Origin of the sequence: Rahnella sp. ATs2 (assembly GCF_051851855.1) — a bacterium.
Taxonomy (GTDB): domain Bacteria; phylum Pseudomonadota; class Gammaproteobacteria; order Enterobacterales; family Enterobacteriaceae; genus Rahnella; species Rahnella variigena.
In genome coordinates this window covers 188,675-206,029 of the sequence record NZ_JBLYPL010000004.1, presented here as the reverse complement: position 1 = coordinate 206,029, position 17,355 = coordinate 188,675, and the positions used below count along the sequence as shown (strand labels likewise).

General features: G+C 53.5%; 15 protein-coding genes and 1 riboswitch. Of the genes, 6 read left to right on the top strand and 9 right to left on the bottom strand.

What is annotated here, in order from left to right; genetic code table 11:
- The first annotated feature begins 43 nt into the window (after positions 1-43).
- The gene (locus ACJY2G_RS05495; RefSeq protein ID WP_439291464.1) at positions 44-715 is read left to right on the top strand and encodes a DUF1190 family protein; all 672 of its coding nucleotides are present in this window, start codon (positions 44-46) and stop codon (positions 713-715) included.
- Between the two features lie 9 nt (positions 716-724).
- Positions 725-1,885, top strand: a complete 1,161-nt coding sequence (locus ACJY2G_RS05490) for a glutathionylspermidine synthase family protein (protein ID WP_112286716.1) — start codon at positions 725-727, stop codon at positions 1,883-1,885.
- A gap of 52 nt (positions 1,886-1,937) precedes the next feature.
- Here ACJY2G_RS05490 and ygiD read toward each other — a convergent pair whose 3' ends face one another.
- Both ygiD and ribB read right to left on the bottom strand, forming a co-directional pair.
- Entirely contained in the window at positions 1,938-2,726 is a 789-nt protein-coding gene (ygiD, locus tag ACJY2G_RS05485; RefSeq protein ID WP_430320081.1) for a 4,5-DOPA dioxygenase extradiol, read from the bottom strand.
- A gap of 238 nt (positions 2,727-2,964) precedes the next feature.
- Positions 2,965-3,618 (bottom strand): 3,4-dihydroxy-2-butanone-4-phosphate synthase, encoded by a 654-nt coding sequence (ribB, locus tag ACJY2G_RS05480; RefSeq protein ID WP_113877376.1) that lies wholly within the window; start codon positions 3,616-3,618, stop codon positions 2,965-2,967.
- A 134-nt stretch (positions 3,619-3,752) separates the two neighbouring features.
- Positions 3,753-3,928, bottom strand: a riboswitch (FMN riboswitch).
- 132 nt (positions 3,929-4,060) lie between these two features.
- Between ribB and ubiK the strand changes: the two genes are divergently transcribed.
- Positions 4,061-4,333 carry a ubiquinone biosynthesis accessory factor UbiK gene (gene ubiK / locus ACJY2G_RS05475; RefSeq protein WP_101078416.1) on the top strand — a complete coding sequence of 91 codons (273 nt, stop codon included), beginning with the start codon at positions 4,061-4,063 and terminating at the stop codon, positions 4,331-4,333.
- 80 nt (positions 4,334-4,413) lie between these two features.
- Here the strand turns inward: ubiK and yjeH are convergent, their stop codons facing one another.
- The 4 genes from yjeH to ACJY2G_RS05455 all read right to left on the bottom strand — a co-directional run bounded on the left by yjeH (position 4,414) and on the right by ACJY2G_RS05455 (position 11,495).
- Positions 4,414-5,664 (bottom strand): L-methionine/branched-chain amino acid transporter, encoded by a 1,251-nt coding sequence (yjeH, locus tag ACJY2G_RS05470; protein WP_439291461.1) that lies wholly within the window; start codon positions 5,662-5,664, stop codon positions 4,414-4,416.
- Positions 5,665-5,777: 113 nt separating this feature from the next.
- Positions 5,778-7,205 carry a bifunctional D-glycero-beta-D-manno-heptose-7-phosphate kinase/D-glycero-beta-D-manno-heptose 1-phosphate adenylyltransferase HldE gene (gene hldE, locus ACJY2G_RS05465; protein WP_112286721.1) on the bottom strand — a complete coding sequence of 476 codons (1,428 nt, stop codon included), beginning with the start codon at positions 7,203-7,205 and terminating at the stop codon, positions 5,778-5,780.
- A gap of 87 nt (positions 7,206-7,292) precedes the next feature.
- Positions 7,293-10,130 (bottom strand): bifunctional [glutamate--ammonia ligase]-adenylyl-L-tyrosine phosphorylase/[glutamate--ammonia-ligase] adenylyltransferase, encoded by a 2,838-nt coding sequence (gene glnE, locus ACJY2G_RS05460; RefSeq protein WP_439291458.1) that lies wholly within the window; start codon positions 10,128-10,130, stop codon positions 7,293-7,295.
- Between the two features lie 57 nt (positions 10,131-10,187).
- The gene (locus ACJY2G_RS05455) at positions 10,188-11,495 is read right to left on the bottom strand and encodes a CYTH and CHAD domain-containing protein (protein ID WP_439291456.1); all 1,308 of its coding nucleotides are present in this window, start codon (positions 11,493-11,495) and stop codon (positions 10,188-10,190) included.
- Positions 11,496-11,794: 299 nt separating this feature from the next.
- Between ACJY2G_RS05455 and ACJY2G_RS05450 the strand changes: the two genes are divergently transcribed.
- Positions 11,795-12,415, top strand: coding sequence for a TIGR04211 family SH3 domain-containing protein (locus tag ACJY2G_RS05450; RefSeq protein ID WP_112286724.1), 621 nt, complete (start codon positions 11,795-11,797; stop codon positions 12,413-12,415).
- Positions 12,416-12,546: 131 nt separating this feature from the next.
- Entirely contained in the window at positions 12,547-13,782 is a 1,236-nt protein-coding gene (locus ACJY2G_RS05445) for a multifunctional CCA addition/repair protein (RefSeq protein WP_112286725.1), read from the top strand.
- Positions 13,783-13,870: 88 nt separating this feature from the next.
- On the opposite strand, the gene bacA is transcribed toward ACJY2G_RS05445, so the two are convergent.
- Positions 13,871-14,695, bottom strand: a complete 825-nt coding sequence (gene bacA, locus ACJY2G_RS05440) for an undecaprenyl-diphosphate phosphatase (RefSeq protein ID WP_112286837.1) — start codon at positions 14,693-14,695, stop codon at positions 13,871-13,873.
- Between the two features lie 186 nt (positions 14,696-14,881).
- Positions 14,882-15,238, bottom strand: coding sequence for a bifunctional dihydroneopterin aldolase/7,8-dihydroneopterin epimerase (gene folB / locus ACJY2G_RS05435; protein ID WP_113877372.1), 357 nt, complete (start codon positions 15,236-15,238; stop codon positions 14,882-14,884).
- A gap of 107 nt (positions 15,239-15,345) precedes the next feature.
- Here folB and plsY point away from each other — a divergent pair, with 107 nt between their 5' ends.
- Positions 15,346-15,975 (top strand): glycerol-3-phosphate 1-O-acyltransferase PlsY, encoded by a 630-nt coding sequence (gene plsY / locus ACJY2G_RS05430; protein ID WP_120163272.1) that lies wholly within the window; start codon positions 15,346-15,348, stop codon positions 15,973-15,975.
- Between the two features lie 174 nt (positions 15,976-16,149).
- On the opposite strand, the gene tsaD is transcribed toward plsY, so the two are convergent.
- Positions 16,150-17,163: a tRNA (adenosine(37)-N6)-threonylcarbamoyltransferase complex transferase subunit TsaD gene (gene tsaD / locus ACJY2G_RS05425; protein ID WP_112286728.1), complete on the bottom strand. Its 1,014-nt coding sequence runs from the start codon at positions 17,161-17,163 to the stop codon at positions 16,150-16,152.
- Between the last annotated feature and the right edge of the window lie 192 nt (positions 17,164-17,355).

Sequence of the window (17,355 nt, the reverse complement as noted above, 5' to 3'; positions counted from 1 at the left end):
TACTGGGAAAGGGCGAAAAAGCCCTACACATGGGATAAGAACGATGAAACGGACACAACAAGTCAACTTAGCTACCTTCCGTAAATCATGGCGTAGCTCTCGAATCACTCCTGTCGCTCTGGCAGTCAGTGCGGTCTTTATGCTGGCCGGCTGCGAGAAAATCGACGAAACAGTTTCTCTGTATCAGAATGCGGACGACTGCTCGAAAGCCAATCCGTCCGGCAGCGCACAATGTGTCGCCGCTTATGATGCTGCTAAACAGGAAGCCGCTAAAACCGCGCCAAAATATGCCAGCCGTGAAGACTGTATCGCTGAATTTGGCGAAGGCCAGTGTACTCAGGCTCCGGCTCAGGCTGGAGTGGCCACGGCTGAAAACCAGAGCAGCGGCGGCAGCATGTGGATGCCCCTGATGGCAGGCTACATGATGGGACGCATGATGGGCGGCGGCGGCTACGCGCAACAGCCTCTGTTCAGCTCAAAAAATCCGGCCAGCCCGGCGAACGGCAAATTCGTCGATGCGACCGGTAAAAACTACGGTCCTGCCACTGCGGGCGGACGTACCATGAACGTACCGAAAACGGCGATGGCACCAAAACCTGCCGTCACCAACACCATCACCCGTGGCGGTTTCGGCGACAGCGTAGCCAAACAAACCTCGATGCAGCGCAGCTCTTCCGCCGCGACCCGCAGCCCTGGCCGCAGTATGGGTGGCTAAGAGAATCAGATGAAACGTTTAGCCATTAACGAGCGTCCGGACTGGCGCGAAAAAGCCACGGAGTTTGGCTTCAATTTTCACACCATGTATGGCGAGCCGTACTGGTGTGAAGATGCGTATTACCAGTTCACACTGGCGCAGATTGAAGAGATCGAAGACGCCACCGCTGACATCCACCAGATGTGCCTGAAAGTGGTTGAGCGCGTGGTGAACGACGACAAACTGATGGCGAAATTCCAGATCCCAAAGCACGTCTGGGACTTTGTCCGCAGTTCATGGCGCACGCAACAACCTTCGCTGTATTCGCGTCTGGATCTGGCCTACGACGGTGTCAATCCGCCTAAGCTGTTGGAAAATAACGCCGACACGCCGACATCTTTGTACGAAGCGGCCTTCTTCCAGTGGCTGTGGCTGGAAGATCAAATCGCGGCTGGCAACCTGACTCAGGATGCTGACCAGTACAACAGTTTACAGGAAAAGCTGATCGAGCGTTTTGCTGAGCTGAAAAATCAGCACGGTTTTTCGCTGCTGCACATCGCCTGCTGCCAGGACACTGAAGAAGATCGCGGTACCGTGCAATATTTGCAGGACTGCGCGCTGGAAGCTGAACTGGCCAGTGAATTCCTGTTCATCGAGGAAATCGGTCTGGGCGAACGCGGACAATTCACTGACACTCAGGATCAGGTGATTTCTAACCTGTTCAAGCTGTATCCGTGGGAATTCATGTTCCGCGAAGTGTTTGCCACCAAACTGGAAGACGCGGGTGTCCGCTGGCTGGAACCGGCCTGGAAAGCGATTCTGTCGAATAAAGCCCTGCTTCCGTTGCTGTGGGAAATGTTCCCGGATCACCCGAATCTGTTACCGGCTTATTTCGCCGAAGACCCGCATCCGGAGCTGGATCACTACGTTGTGAAACCGCTGTTTTCACGCGAAGGCGCTAACATCAAAGTGATCGAAAAAGGTCAGGAAGTGGCGAGCGTTGAAGGCCCGTATGGCGCTGAAGGCATGATTGTGCAGCAGTTCCATCCGTTGCCGGTGTTTGAAGGCAGTTACACGCTGATCGGCAGCTGGCTGGTCAACGATCAGCCTTGCGGGATCGGCATTCGTGAAGATAAAGCGCTGATCACGCAGGATCTGTCACGTTTTTATCCGCACACCATTGTCGGATAAAAAAACTAAAAAAGGATAATGAGATTTTTCATTATCCTTTCTATTTACCGGATTACCCAACCTGAACGGAAAGCATAGAAAGCGATCCCATCACGATCCCGTCCGTTGGCTGTGTGATCGGCTCTGTACCATCCCACGCGCCTAAAACATATAACAATGGCAGATAGTGATCCGGAGACGGATTCGATAACGCGCCGCCCTCATGTTCCATAAACTTCACCAGAGGATGATCTTTCGCCTCGCCCTTCCAGCTCAGGTTATCTTTCACATATTTCTCAAACGCAATCGCCCACGGGTACGGCTCGCCGTTACCATCCCATTTCACCATCCGCAGGTTATGCACCACGTTTCCGCTGGCGACAATCATCACCCCTTCGTCACGCAGAACAGCCAGTTTCTTGCCTAACTCATAGTGATATTCCGGCGGTTGCGTTCCGTCGATACTCAGCTGGATAACCGGAATATCGGCATCCGGATACATCTTGATCAGCACGCCCCAGGTCCCGTGGTCAAAACCCCACTCGCTGGTGTCGGCCATCACATTCACCGGGCTGAGCAATTCCTGAACCCGTTTCGCCAGAGCCGGTGAACCCGGTGCCGGATAACGTTTATCAAACAACGCCTGCGGGAACCCACCAAAGTCATGAATAGTGCGCGGATTATCCATCGCCGTTACCGCCGTGCCGCGGGTAAACCAGTGAGCAGAAACAGCCAGAATCGCTTTCGGTCGTGGTAATGATTCGCCCAGCGCATGCCAGGCACGGGTATAAGTGTTGTCTTCCAGCACGTTCATCGGGCTGCCGTGGCCTAAGAAAAGTGCGGGCATACGTTGAGTTGTCATCATAAATTCCTTACCGCAAATAAAAGGTGAGCGGGCTGTTAAGCACCTCCGCATGATGTGATTACGGTACTCTTTTTGATTGCGGGTTACAGCCGGATAACCGTGAAGGAGATGTTCAATAAATTTGATGAGACAAATCAAAAGAAGATGATGAAAAATTGCGCTAAAGACAAATTGCAGGATTCAAAAGTAAAAGGCCGCATAAGCGGCCTTTATGTTACGCACGATCGGTGTTCATTCAGCTTGCCTGACGGGTCTGCGCCTGACGATAAGCCACCAGATCGGCGATGGTCACGACCGGCATATTATGCTGACGGGCAAACACAATCACTTCAGGCGCGTGCGCCATGGTGCCATCGTCATTGGTCAGTTCACACAGCACGCCGAAAGGCTTCAGGCCTGCCAGTGTCGCCAGATCGATAGACGCTTCGGTGTGACCACCACGGGTCAGCACGCCACCGGCCTGTGCGCGCAGCGGGAAGATATGCCCCGGGCGGTTCAGGTCAGAAGGTTTCGCGCCGTCTTTGATTGCCGCACGGATAGTGGTGATGCGGTCAGCCGCAGAAACACCGGTGGTCACGCCTTCAACCGCTTCGATAGTCACGGTAAACGGCGTCTGGAACGGGCTGGAGTTGTTCTCAACCATCATGGGTAAATCCAGCTTTTTACGGCTGTCTTCATTCATGGTGAGGCACACAATTCCGCTGCCGTGACGAATGGTCAGCGCCATTTGCTCAACGGTCATGTTTTCAGCGGCAAAAATTAAATCGCCTTCGTTTTCACGATCTTCGTCATCCAGTACTAACACACCAACGCCGTTACGCATGGCGTCAAGAGCACGCTCAACACGTTCAGTTGATGTACCGAATTCGGAAAGTAGGGTCTGATTCATGGTAAAAATAACCTCATGTTCTGTATGTGGATTACCAGAATCAGGGCGTCTTGAGGAGGCTAGCTGAAGCAGCTGCATGGCGTGCTACAGTTATAAAAAATAACGCAGCGGGCAATACTGTGCCCGGCTTGAATCGTTACTCTCTCCCATCCGGACTTTAACCGTCGGCCCCGGAATCACACCGGATCTGCTGACCTCTAACCCCGAAGGATTGAGCGCTCGCGGGCTTCCACATGGAAGGGATTATGATCCTTCCGATATTCCGTGGTTTACCGCCGGTGGGGACTTTCACCCCGCCCTGAGAATAAGCAAAACAACTATAGCGCCAATAAATGTACAGGGCAATCCTGCGGATTGGCCAATTAGTGCCCCTGAAGGTTTATAGAAACGGCGTCAGCGATTACACTAAGGAAAAGCACCTCCTTCGAGAAAAGGAATAATCATGATTGACCCGAAAAAAATTGAACAAATTGCCCGCCAGGTTCACGAATCTATGCCTAAAGGGATCCGTGAGTTTGGTGAAGATGCCGAAAAGAAAATCCGCCAGGTATTACAGGCGCAGTTCAGCCGTATGGATTTAGTCAATCGCGAAGAGTTTGACGTGCAGACGCAAGTTTTACTGCGCACCCGCGAAAAGCTGGCCGTACTGGAACAACGTCTTGCGGCGCTGGAAAGCAAACAAGCTGAAGCGGAAAAACCGCAAGATCCGGCCTGATTTGCACGAGTTACGCGGATTGCTGAAGTAGTAACAGAAAAGGCCTTCTAAGCAGGCCTTTTTACTGTGTACGGTACGGCTTATTGTGTATTGAGTACCGTTTTTGCGCGGGGCAATAACAGCGAAAGCGCAGCAAATACCACCACGGCATACAATGCTTTCCAGCCGACCATCGCCAGTAATCCGCAGCACAACACGGCACCCAGCATCGCCATCCATTTTGAACGCCCTTTCAAAAGTCGCGTCCCCGCCAGCATACAGAGCAGGTATATCAGGATGAAAATCCCGTTGGCATAAGTGATCAGCGCGCCCAATGGCAGATGCAGCCAGTAAATCAGCAGGGTAAATAGCATACAACTGCCGACCACCAGATTGAGCGCCGCGACCGGCACCTGCTGAGAAGAAAGCTGCGCCAGCTTACTTTGCGGCTTGAGCTGAGCCTGCGACCACACCAGCCGGGCAAAGCTTTGGGTATAAATATTCACGCTGGCAAAACACGCCAGATAGCCAATGATGCAGGCCACCCACAGCGCTTTTTGCCCGAACAGTTGCACGACAATGCCGGGCAGAGAAGCGCCCGCTTCCCGCCCTTCTCCCCAGGCATGGAATTTCAGCACAGCGACCGTACAACCCCAGTACACGGCGCCCGCCACCAGCATGCCAATCAGCAGCGCGCGCGGAAAATCCCGTTCCGGATTGCGAAATTCTGTCGCCAGATGGGCAAACGCTTCCAGCCCGACAAAGCACCAGAACATTACTGCCAGTGCATCGAACAGGTTTACGGGTGAAACCTCACCTATCGCAGGCAACGGGATTTCAGGCAGGGAAATCCCCCCTTTCCACCAGATAGCAATCACCAGCGCGATGACCAGCAAAGCGATCAGCGTCTGGATGTTGGCGCTCGAACCTGCGCTGCGGGTACCGAGAAACCAGATAACCAGCAACGTACCGAGCTGAACCAGCAGAAGATTTTCACTGCTCCAGCCAAATGCCGCCTGCCAGAACCCGGCCGCGATATGCAGCGCGGCGGGTAAGCCGACCGGGATCACCGACAGGAATAACCAGCCGGTGACGCGCGCCATATGGGGACCGAAAGCTTTGCCGACAAAATGCGCCGCTCCGCCTGCGCTGGGGAAATGGCGTCCGAGTGCGGCAAAACCGATGGCAATAGGAAACACCAGCAGGATAAGCACCGGCCACGCCCACAGGCTGTCATTTTGCGCCAGTTGCGCCGCCAGCGCGGGCACCGCGAAAACACCCGTTCCCAGCAGCGACGTAGATAACAGCCCGACGCCCTGTGCCAGGCTTAACTCCTGTTTTAATCCGCTCACAACGTTAATCCGCCCACAGCAAAGTCACTTCCGTTTAGTGTTATTGACGACATCATCAAAAAGAAAAAGGGCTTATCAGATAAGCCCTTTCATGCAAATAAACGATGTGGAAATCAGTCCTGAGCTTTAATCTGATTGATGATTTTAGTGGTAGATAAACCATCTTCAAAATTCAGCACGCGCACTTCGCCGCCATTCGCCCAGACTTCCTGACAACCGGCGATTTGCTCAGGCTTATAGTCACCGCCTTTCACCAGCAGATCAGGCAAGATCCCGGCGATCAAACGCTGCGGCGTGTCTTCATCAAAAGAAACCACCCAGTCGACCGCACCCAGCGCGCCCAGCACGATCATGCGGTTTTGCAGCGCATTCACCGGACGGGTTTCGCCTTTCAGACGCTTGGTCGAGGCATCGCTGTTAACGGCAACAATCAGACGGTCGCCGAGTTTGCGGGCATTCGCCAGATAAGAAACATGTCCCGCGTGGAGGATGTCAAAGATGCCATTGGTCATTACGACTTTTTCGCCGCGCTGACGGGCCATCGCCACAGCCGCTTTCAGTTGCTCTTCATTCATCACGCCGAAGCCGACGTCTGAACGCCCGCCGATAGCATTTTCCAGCTCAACCGGAGAAACGGTAGACGTACCGAGTTTTCCGACCACCACACCGGCGGCGGCGTTGGCCAGGAAGCAGGATTCTTCCAGCGTATTCCCGGCGGCAAGCGCCGCGGCCAGCGTACCGATCACCGTGTCACCGGCACCGGTCACGTCATACACTTCCTGCGCCTGCGTTGGCATATGGAAAGGCGCTTTGCCCGGCTGCAACAGCGTCATACCGTGCTCAGAACGGGTCACCAGCAACGCAGAAAGCTCGAAATCAGCAATCAGTTGCATACCGCGCGTGACGATTTCATCTTCGTTTTTGCAACGGCCGACAACGGCTTCGAATTCGGACAGATTTGGCGTCAGCAATGTCGCACCGCGATAACGTTCGAAATCAGAACCTTTAGGATCCACCAGCACCGGCACACCGGCTTTTCTCGCCAGCTGGATCATTTTCTGCACTTCCGTCAGCGCGCCTTTGGCGTAGTCAGACAGCACCAGCGCGCCACTTTGCGGCAAGGCTTGTTCGATTTTGGTCAGCATCGGCTGGAGATCTACGCCTTCAAAACCTTCTTCAAAGTCGAGGCGGATCAGCTGCTGGTTACGGGACAAAATACGCAATTTGGTGATGGTCGGATGCGAGGGCAACGCCACGAAATCGCAGTTTACTTTCACTTCCGCCAGACGTTCGCTTAGCGCACGTGCCGCGTCATCCACGCCGGTCAGGCCGATCAGACGCGAAGAAGCACCGAGAGACGAAATGTTCATCGCCACGTTTGCCGCGCCGCCGGGACGTTCCTCAATAGTATTCACCTTCACGACCGGTACCGGCGCTTCCGGAGAAATACGGTTGGTCGGGCCATACCAGTAGCGGTCTAACATTACGTCACCGACCACCAGCACGCCGGCACGGTGGAAATCAGGCAAAGTCACTTTCATCCCAAGACTCCAAAACAGATAAATCAAATCGGGTAAACACAATGCGCCGGATAATATCACAAGCGCCTGTTACCCGAATAAAAACCCTCAGCCCAGCCAGTTCGCCCAGCTGGCGCGGATTTGTGCGCGCTCCGCCGCAAAGCTATCTGCGGCCACTTTTCCGCTATGTTCCTGTAACGCGAGGTGATGAATTTCGTCGCGCAGCGTGACATAAGCCTGCGTCAGATTTCGTGCCTCGTCTTCCGGCATGATGTCGTGTTGCGCCATCAGCTCAAAAATCCTCACATTATCGGACCAGCGGGTCAGCTTTGGCTCGTCATGAGCAAAGCGTAAGACCAGATATTGTGCAATGAATTCAATATCAGTGATGCCACCCGGATCGGCTTTCAGATCAAACTGGTCAGCCTTTTTACTGCCGAGATGGGCATACATTTTCTCGCGCATCTCGCGCACTTCTTTGCGCAACCCGTCGTCATCACGCTGGCGGCATAAAATATCGCGGCGCGTGGTGTTAAACTGCTGCGTCAGCTGCGGATCGCCGTAAACCACGCGAGCGCGCACCAGCGCCTGATGTTCCCACGTCCAGGCTTCATTGGCCTGATAATCGGCAAACGCTTCGATGGTGCTGACCAGCATACCGGACGCGCCGGAAGGCCGCAGACGCGCATCAACTTCATAAAGAATGCCCGACGATGTGCGCGTGCTGAATAAATGCATAATGCGTTGCGCCAGCCGCAGATAAAACTGACGGCCGTCGATGACGCGCTCGCCGTCAGTCATGACTTCCGGCGCACAGTCGAGCAGGAAGACCAGATCCAGATCGGAACTGTAACCCAGCTCCCAGCCGCCGAGTTTTCCGTAACCAATCACGGCAAAACCACGGCCTTCACGGTGCTGAAGATGCGTCGGCTGACCGTATTTCGCGACCATCTGTTCCCACGCCTGCTGCACCACCACGTCGAGGATAGCTTCGGCAAGATAGGTTAAATGGTCGCTGACTTTCATCACCGGCAGCGCTCCGGAAATATCCCCGGCGGCGATACGCAGATGCTGCGCCTGCTTGAACTGCCGCACGGCTTCAAGCTGCTGCTCTTCGTCTTCTGTCGGCACGCGCATCAGATACTGACGCAGTTCATCGCGATAGGCGGTCAGTTCAATCGGCTGATACAACGTGCGCGGATCGAGTAACTCATCGAGCAGTAACGGATGACGGGCCAGCTGCGTCGCGACCATCGGTGACGCGGCACACAGGCGGATTAACTGTTTGAGCGCACCGGGATATTCCACCAGCAGCTCGATATAAGTGGTCCGCGTGACGATATTGAGCAGCAGTTGCATCAGGCGCTGAAGTGTCACGTCGGCATTTTTATAGGTACACACCTGCGCCAGCAGACGCGGCATCAGTAAATCGAGTTGCTCGCGTCCGCGCGGTCCGATAGTGCGCTTATCGACATCACGACGAAACTCGGCAATCTGCTGCAAAACATGACGCTGCGCGTTTTCATCGAGCAGTGGAACCAGAGGCGCCAGTTCGGCAGGTTCCAGCAAATCAATCCACAAACTGCTGAACTGGGCCTGTTGCTGATCGTCTTCAGAGTCAGGCGTGTCATCGCCAATCAGATCGTTAAACACCGCACGCACGGCCTGCATGTGAGCATTCACTGCATCCAGAAGCTGTGGCCAGTCGGCGTAATCCATTCCCCAGGCCAGACGCGCCTGATTCAGTTCATCGGAAGGCAAAGTCTGCGTCTGTTCATCGGAAATTGCCTGCAACAGGTTTTCCAGACGACGCAGGAACAGATAACTGCTGCGCAGTTGCAACACCTGCTCGACCGGCAGGATGCTCAGATTTTCCAGCGCCTGCAACGTCGGCAGCAATGCACGCTGCTGCAATGCCGGTTCACGCCCGCCGCGGATAAGCTGGAAAACCTGCACGATAAATTCAATTTCGCGGATGCCGCCTGCGCCGAGTTTAATGTTGTCTTTCAACCCCCGGCGACGGACTTCACGGGCGATCATTCCTTTCATATTACGTAATGACTGGATGACGCTGAAATCGATGTAACGGCGGAACACAAAAGGCATCAACATTTTGCGCAGTTCCTGACTGCTGATATCTTCCGCGCCGCCCATCAGCCGCGCCTTCACCATCGCGTAACGTTCCCAGTCGCGCCCCTGCTCCTGATAATAATCTTCCAGCGCCGGGAAACTCATCACCAACGGGCCGCTGTCACCAAACGGACGCAGACGCATATCGACACGGTAAACAAAACCGTCGATAGTCGGCTGATCCAGCGCTTTGATCAGCCGCTGTCCAAGGCGGGTAAAGAACTGAGCATTATCCAGTTCGCGTCGCCCGCCGCGGGTCTGACCGTTTTCCGGGTAGGCAAAAATCAGATCGATATCTGAAGAGAAATTCAGCTCCCCGCCGCCCAGCTTGCCCATCCCGAGGATCAGCATTTTTTGCGGTTCGCCAGCAGCATTAACCGGCGTACCAAACTCCCGACAGCAAGCGTCGTAAAGCCAGTCGCGGGCGCTGACGATCAGCAGTTCAGCCAGTTCACTCAGCTGATGCAGCGTGTCTTTCGCTTCGCTGGTTTGCGCCGATTGCGACCAGGCGATACGGGTGAGAATACGGCGACGGAACAGTCGCAGTGCTTTCATCAGCCCGTTTTCATCCGTCACACCGGTCAGTGCTTCTTCCAGCCACGGGCGATAAAGCTGCCACTCCTGGGACTGAGGCGGTGTTTCATTGATTTCATGCCACCACTGCCCAAACGCCAGCAAACTGTCCGTGACGAATTCACTGCTGGTTAAAACGGCCAGCTGTTGATCATCGGGAAGCGGGAGGTTTTCAGGATGTTCACGCCAGCGCTCAAGCAGACTCTGAGCATGACTTTGCAAAACAGAAGAGAGTGGCAACATGAAATCAGATTCCTTGCAAAAAAAAGCCCGGGCTATTTGCCCAGGCTTATCAGTCAATTAACGAGGTTGTCCGTTTAACCAGAATGCATCCATCATTACCGCATGAGAACGGGCGGAATCCTCCCAGGCGTGTTGCTGCTGCACGATGGCCTGTTGCAGATCGGCCCAGCCCGCAATGTACGCGGCAACGTCTTTTTCAGGATAAGCACCGCCCAGCAAATGGAAGGTGATGATCTGACGCTTCAGACGCGCCAGCTGGTCGCGGTAGCCTTCTTCGGTCAGCGGCTGTGCAAACGCCTCTTTCAGATCAGCAGCGGTACGGCCCAGCATGATGTCGGCAAAGCGTTTGAAAGAACCTTCCAGTTTTTTCGCCGATTTGTCATCAATGAAAGGCGTCCAGCCTGAGGTTGCCAGCCAGGAAGTAAGCACTAACTTGCATTTCAGGTAGCTGGCGCTGTAACAGATTTCCTGCGCATCGGCAGATTTCTGCTCCAGCACAGGAACCAGATCGGTCAGCAGCGTACGCAGTTCAGACGAGGCTTTACGCGGCACCAGCCCGCCAAACAACACCAGCACCTGACGCACTGTTTCCACGGCCTGTAGCACGGTCAGACGCGCAGTTTTATCGCCACGCACCCACAACTCTTCATGATATTGCCAGTGATCCAGTGCCAGCTCGAACATAGCGGACATCGCCTGTTCCACGGTCGCTTTCGGCTGAGCTTTAAAAACCGGCAACGGTTTGATTTCACGCGCCGGATTGCCTTTCGCCAGATGATAACCCCGAGCGGCTTTGCTGAATCCGCCCTGACGTAAACCGCCATGCGCGCCAATCTCAGCGGCCAGAGCCAGCAGATCGGTGGTGTTGCCTTTTTTCAGTTCCAGTTCAATTTCTGCCAGTGCTTCAGAAAGCTCACCGGCCACCACTTCACCCTGATCCAGACCCAGCTCAATCTCGCTTTCGCCGTAAGTGATCACCCACTTCTCACGGGTGAAATCGGTACGGAACAACGGTGCCAGTTCTTTTTGCAGCGCGGCAGGTTTGCAGCCTTCCGGCCAGATATCTTTCGGGAACGCGCTGAGTTTCAGCACCGGTTTTTTCAACTCGACATTGTATTCAGGGCGCTGATGCAGACCGCCCACTACTTTCCCGCCGGTTTTGATGGTCATTTCGTACTGATCGTCGAAACCACGGATACGCAGGCCAATATCGTGCGAACGTAAATAGTTTTCCGCAGTCTCAAAATAGATGTTGGTCAGTTTCGAAGGCGCGGTGTGCTCGCTGTTAAATCCAGCGAGTTGCGAAGGTAATTCGGCGATTGCTGCCGGGGTGGCGATAAATTTTAATTCTATTTCTACGGTCATAGGAGTCTTCACACCGATTCTTTGCTGCCAAAAGGGATAAACGCGTCGCTGCAATTCTATCATAAGCACAGCGCGCAAGCCGCATGTTGCGGGATTGTAAGATAGTTCTCATTCCGGTTTATACATTGCGTCGTCACACTGTTGCCCTTACTATCGGTCACCCAACTTTTGGTCTATGAATCCAACTTTTGGACTCTGAATTAGTGCAATGGCCAACAGAGGCGGTTGCCAGAAGACGTATCCTGATTAAACGGATGCACACTTCACGTTCCCTAAATTCACAAAGAAACGATGAAATAATGCAGAAATTACGCCTAATTGGTTTCGCTTTGCTTGGTTTAAGCATCACATGGGGCGCTCACGCTGATGAGAAGCGCTATATCTCCGACGATTTGATCACCTATATCCACAGCGGTCCGGGTAATCAGTATCGCATTGTTGGCACCCTGAATGCCGGTGAAGAAGTCACCCTGCGCAGCGTTAACGACAGTACTAAATATGGTGAGATTGTTGATTCAAAAGGCAAAACAGCCTGGATCCCACTGGATCAGTTAAGCAATGTGCCTAGCCTGCGTACCCGCGTTCCGGATCTGGAACAACAGGTGAAAACGCTGACTGACAAACTGACCAACATTGATTCCAGCTGGAACCAGCGCACTGCGGAAATGCAGAGCAAGGTGTCTTCCAGCGATGGCATTATCAATGGCCTGAAGAAAGAAAATCAGGATTTGAAAAATCAGCTGATCGTGGCGAAGAAGAAAGTTGACGCGGTCAATGTCCAGCTCGACGACAAACAAAGAACCATTATTCTGCAATGGTTTATGTACGGCGGCGGTGTCGCGGGTGTCGGTCTGGTTCTGGGTCTGCTGTTGCCACATCTGATCCCACGTCGCAGGAAGAAAGATCGCTGGATGAGCTAAAAGCTCAACATCCTGATTAACTTCATAAGGCACTTCGGTGCCTTTTCGTGTTTCCATCAATCAGGAAATCTTCAGCCCAACTTTGCTATGATGAACAAAGAGTCCCTTTGGCCTATTTCAGGAGTTATCGCGTGGAGATTTACCTGGTCGGCGGCGCAGTCCGAGACAGCTTATTAAACCTGCCTGTGTCTGAACACGATTGGGTAGTGGTCGGCGCAACGCCTGAATACATGCTGGAAAACGGCTATCAGCAGGTCGGGAAAGATTTCCCGGTGTTCCTGCATCCCCGCACTCGTGATGAATATGCCCTGGCCCGCACAGAGCGAAAATCAGGTTCCGGTTATAACGGTTTCACCTGTTATGCCGCGCCGGACGTCACGCTGGAACAGGATCTGATGCGGCGTGATCTTACCATCAATGCGATCGCCAAAAGCAAAGATGGCGAACTTGTCGATCCCTATCACGGACAGCGCGATATCGAACAACGCCTGTTGCGTCACGTTTCGGATGCCTTCGGTGAAGATCCGCTACGTGTGTTGCGTGTCGCCCGTTTTGCCGCGCGATTTGCTCATTTAGGTTTCACGGTCGCTCCGGAAACGCAGGCGCTGATGCAGCAGATGGCAGAAAGCGGTGAACTGGAAGCGCTGACACCAGAACGTGTGTGGAAAGAAACCGAAAAAGCCTTGCAGACGCAGGATCCCCAGGTCTATTTCCAGGTGCTGCGTGACTGCGGCGCGCTCAAAGTACTGTTCCCTGAAATCGATGCGCTGTTTGGCGTTCCGGCACCAGAAAAATGGCATCCGGAAATTGATACCGGTATTCATACGCTGATGACGCTGAAAATCGCCAGCACGCTGACGCCTGAAGTGGATGTGCGTTTCTCAGCACTTTGCCATGATTTGGGCAAGGCGCTGACCCCGCCGCAATTCTGGCCGGCGCATCACGGCCACGGTCCGGCAGGTGTGAAACTGGTGGAAAATATTTGTCAGCGCCTGAAAGTCCCGACGCATATAAGAGATTTAGCCAAACTGGTCGCAGAGTTCCATGACCTGATCCATACCGTGAACAAGCTGCGTCCGGAAACCCTGTTAAAACTGTTCGACACCATCGATGTGTGGCGTAAACCACAGCGGCTTGAGCAGATGATTATGACCAGTGAAGCCGACGCCCGCGGGCGTACCACCTTTGAAAACAACCCTTATCCGCAAGGTGATTATCTCCGTGAGGCTTTCAAAGTGGCGAACAGCATTACCAATAAAGAAGTGCTGGATGCAGGTTTTCAGGGAATTGAAATCCGCGATGAGCTGAAAAAGCGTCGAACACAAGCTCTGGCAGACTGGAAACAAACCCAGGAAGCAGCGATTTAGACCCCATCAACGATTAAAAAAAGCCCCGTGCGTTTTGCGCCGGGGCTTTTTTTCTCGCCAGTATTTCTTGTCGCCAATAAACCGAAAATCAGGCGATAAAGACGAAGTACACCGCGATCGCTACAAAGAAGCGATAGATGGCGAACGGAATAAACGAAATACGTTTAATCACCGCCAGGAAGGTTTTGATAGCAATCAGGGCAACGATAAATGCGCTGATAAAACCGGTAGCGAACATCGGTAAATCAGCCAGCGTCAGGAAGCTGTAGCTCTTATACAGATCCAGCGCTGTCGCGCCCATCATCATCGGCACCGCCAGCAGGAAAGAGAACTCAGATGCCGCAAAACGGCTGATGCCCATTAACATCCCGCCGCTGATGGTCGCACCCGAACGGGAGAATCCCGGCCAGAGCGCCAGACACTGGAAAACACCAATCATAAATGCCTGCAGGTAAGTGATGTCATCCACCCCTTCTGCACGCGGTTTTTTCGGTTTCAACAATTCGGCTGCAATCAGCAAAACACCACCGACGACCAGTGCAATCATCACAAATTTCGGCTCAAACAAGGACTTAATCTGCGAGTGCAGCAGCAAGCCCAGGATCGTTGCCGGGATCATCCCTAAAATAATATGCAATAAATTCAGACGGCGGTTACCCGTGCCTTCATGAACAGGCGGCTTGCCAAAGTGCAGGCCAATCATGCCAAACAAACGACGCCAGAACATCACTACCACGGCCAGAATGGACCCTAACTGGATAACCACTTCAAATGATTTCGAGGTATCACCGGTAAAGCCCAGAAGATTTCCCGCGATGATCAGATGGCCTGTAGATGAAACCGGTAAGAACTCAGTCAACCCTTCAACAACACCCAAAATTGCTGCTACAAGCAAAGAATGACTTTCAACGATCATTATCGCACCCTACCCTATAAAATATCCCCGGATGGGGAAACCAGCTCAAAGTACAGACAACAAAAAAGCGGCATCACGCTGAGCCGCTTCATTAAAGGAAGCCCGGTAGTCCGGACTTTCCTTTTAACGCTTCTATATGACATTAAATAGACAAGCATTTTTTAAATTGTATCCGTAACCGGACTAAATTCGTTTTCCGCGCTCAATAATCACGCCGACATTGGCCGCCTGAGCCACCGCGCCGGGCTTGCTGAGCTTAATCCGCACCCATGGCGTGTTAAAACGGGTCAGCAGCAATGTCGCCACTTCTTCGGCCACACGCTCTACCAGCGCAAAATTTTGCGATGCCACATGTTCAATCACCGCATCACTGACGTCCGCATAGCTTAAACAGTCATTCACATCATCGCTGGCAGCGGATTTTCGGTTATCCCAGGCCATTTCGATATCGAACACCAGTTTCTGTTTAATCGTCTGTTCCCAGTCGTAAGCGCCAATCGTGGTGATTACATTTAGTTGCTCAATAAATACGATATCCATCACGTGATTCTCTGTTTTTGACCCAGCCGGATACCACTTCCAGCAGAAAATGCGTATTATCCATGGATGTTGCGATTAAAACGACCCTTATTAGACGGAACTGCTTTATGAGTGCTACCGCGCTTGGAATGATTATTTTCGCCTACCTCTGCGGCTCGATTTCCAGTGCGATTCTGGTCTGCCGGGTAGCCCGGTTACCTGATCCGCGCACGGCGGGCTCTGGCAATCCCGGTGCCACAAATGTCTTGCGACTGGGTGGTCGTCTGGCAGCGGCGTCTGTTCTCATCTTCGATGTTCTGAAAGGCATGTTGCCTGTCTGGCTGGCCTATCGCCTGAATATTCCGCCAATGTACCTTGGGCTGACTGCTATCGCAGCCTGTCTGGGTCACATCTATCCGGTATTCTTCCGCTTCAAAGGCGGTAAAGGCGTGGCAACTGCTTTTGGTGCCATTGCGCCTATCGGCTGGGACTTAACCGGGCTGATGATGGGGACATGGCTGCTGACCGTGCTGCTGAGCGGATACTCTTCGCTGGGCGCGATTGTCAGTGCGCTGATCGCACCTTTTTACGTCTGGTGGTTCAAGCCAGAATTTACCTTCCCGGTCGCTATGCTTTCCTGTCTGATATTGTTGCGTCATCACGATAACATCCAGCGTCTGTGGCGGGGCCAGGAAGGAAAAATCTGGGATAAGCTGAAGAAGAAACGTAAAGCGGCGAAAGAAGATAAGACCGAATAACCGTTACATTCCAGACATAAAAAAACGACCTCATGCGGGTCGTTTTTTTATTGTTTTTCTCAGCCTCAGCCAGCCTGAGCGCGAGCGAGACAAGGCGTCAGGAGACCTGAAAGCGCAGCATACTCAAGTATGTGAGCATTTCGGGTCGACGCAGCAACGCAGTCGCAGCCCCGCTCAGACTGGCGGAAGCTCCGCTAACGGCCAGCGCGGGCGAACGGTCACGCCAAGATCAGGTGTTGCTCCGGTTTTCAACCGCACCATACCGGCATAAGCAATCATCGCGCCGTTGTCGGTACAGAATTCAGGTCGGGCATAAAATACCTTACCGCCACGTTTGGTCATCACGTCTTCAAGTTTGGCGCGTAATGTGCGGTTCGCGCTGACGCCACCAGCCATGACGAGCTGTTTAAAACCGGTCTGATCCAGCGCGCGTTTGCATTTAATCGCCAGCGTATCGACCACGGCATCTTCAAAAGCACGGGCAATGTCCGCGTGCGTCTGCGGGTCGCTGTCATTGCCACGAATGGTATTGGCGGCGAACGTTTTGAGACCGGAGAAGCTGAAATCCAGCCCCGGACGATCCGTCATCGGACGCGGGAATGTAAAGCGCCCGGCCACACCCTGAGCCGCCATTTTTGACAGCAGCGGGCCACCCGGATAATCCAGACCCAGCAATTTTGCCGTTTTATCAAAGGCTTCACCGGCAGCGTCATCAATAGACTCGCCCAGTAAGGTATATTCACCGATACCGGTGACGCTGATTAACTGCGTATGACCGCCGGAAACCAGCAACGCGACAAACGGGAAATCAGGCGGATTATCTTCAAGCATCGGTGCCAGCAAATGGCCTTCCATATGATGAACCGGCACCGCAGGCACATCCCAGGCAAACGCCAGAGAACGGCCGATAGTTGCGCCGACCAGCAACGCGCCGACCAGACCGGGACCGGCGGTATACGCCACGCCGTCGATGTCCTGTGCGGTCAGCCCGGCTTCTTTCAGCGCGGCCTGAATCAAAGGGATTGTTTTGCGCACATGGTCACGCGAGGCCAGTTCTGGCACCACGCCGCCGTAATCTGCATGCAGTTTTACCTGACTATACAGTTGGTTGGCTAACAAACCGGCTTCGCTGTCATAAACTGCAATTCCGGTTTCATCGCAGGACGTTTCAATACCCAGTACTCGCATCACTCTTTCCATCATAGTTTGGCGCTAACTCGCGGCGCGCAGTTTAGCACACAAGCCTTAGCGGGTGCTGCACCGGAGTGGGAATTCCTTGCTTCCTGAGCCAATTAATGTCGAGCAATTTCGATTGATTGGTATATAATCGCCGCCCGACGCAAAAGCGAGCGCACGATGTTGCAGAAGGGTTGCTGAACG

Bases quoted from the DNA above. Each gene is read 5' to 3' on its own strand.
- ribB (WP_113877376.1), bottom strand. From the start codon at position 3,618: ATGAATCAGACCCTACTTTCCGAATTCGGTACATCAACTGAACGTGTT.
- ACJY2G_RS05490 (WP_112286716.1), top strand. From the start codon at position 725: ATGAAACGTTTAGCCATTAACGAGCGTCCGGACTGGCGCGAAAAAGCC.
- hldE (WP_112286721.1), bottom strand. From the start codon at position 7,205: ATGAAAGTGACTTTGCCTGATTTCCACCGTGCCGGCGTGCTGGTGGTC.
- plsY (WP_120163272.1), top strand. From the start codon at position 15,346: ATGAGTGCTACCGCGCTTGGAATGATTATTTTCGCCTACCTCTGCGGC.
- folB (WP_113877372.1), bottom strand. From the start codon at position 15,238: ATGGATATCGTATTTATTGAGCAACTAAATGTAATCACCACGATTGGC.
- tsaD (WP_112286728.1), bottom strand. From the start codon at position 17,163: ATGCGAGTACTGGGTATTGAAACGTCCTGCGATGAAACCGGAATTGCA.
- ACJY2G_RS05495 (WP_439291464.1), top strand. From the start codon at position 44: ATGAAACGGACACAACAAGTCAACTTAGCTACCTTCCGTAAATCATGG.
- ACJY2G_RS05455 (WP_439291456.1), bottom strand. From the start codon at position 11,495: ATGACCGTAGAAATAGAATTAAAATTTATCGCCACCCCGGCAGCAATC.
- ACJY2G_RS05450 (WP_112286724.1), top strand. From the start codon at position 11,795: ATGCAGAAATTACGCCTAATTGGTTTCGCTTTGCTTGGTTTAAGCATC.
- ubiK (WP_101078416.1), top strand. From the start codon at position 4,061: ATGATTGACCCGAAAAAAATTGAACAAATTGCCCGCCAGGTTCACGAA.
- ygiD (WP_430320081.1), bottom strand. From the start codon at position 2,726: ATGACAACTCAACGTATGCCCGCACTTTTCTTAGGCCACGGCAGCCCG.
- glnE (WP_439291458.1), bottom strand. From the start codon at position 10,130: ATGTTGCCACTCTCTTCTGTTTTGCAAAGTCATGCTCAGAGTCTGCTT.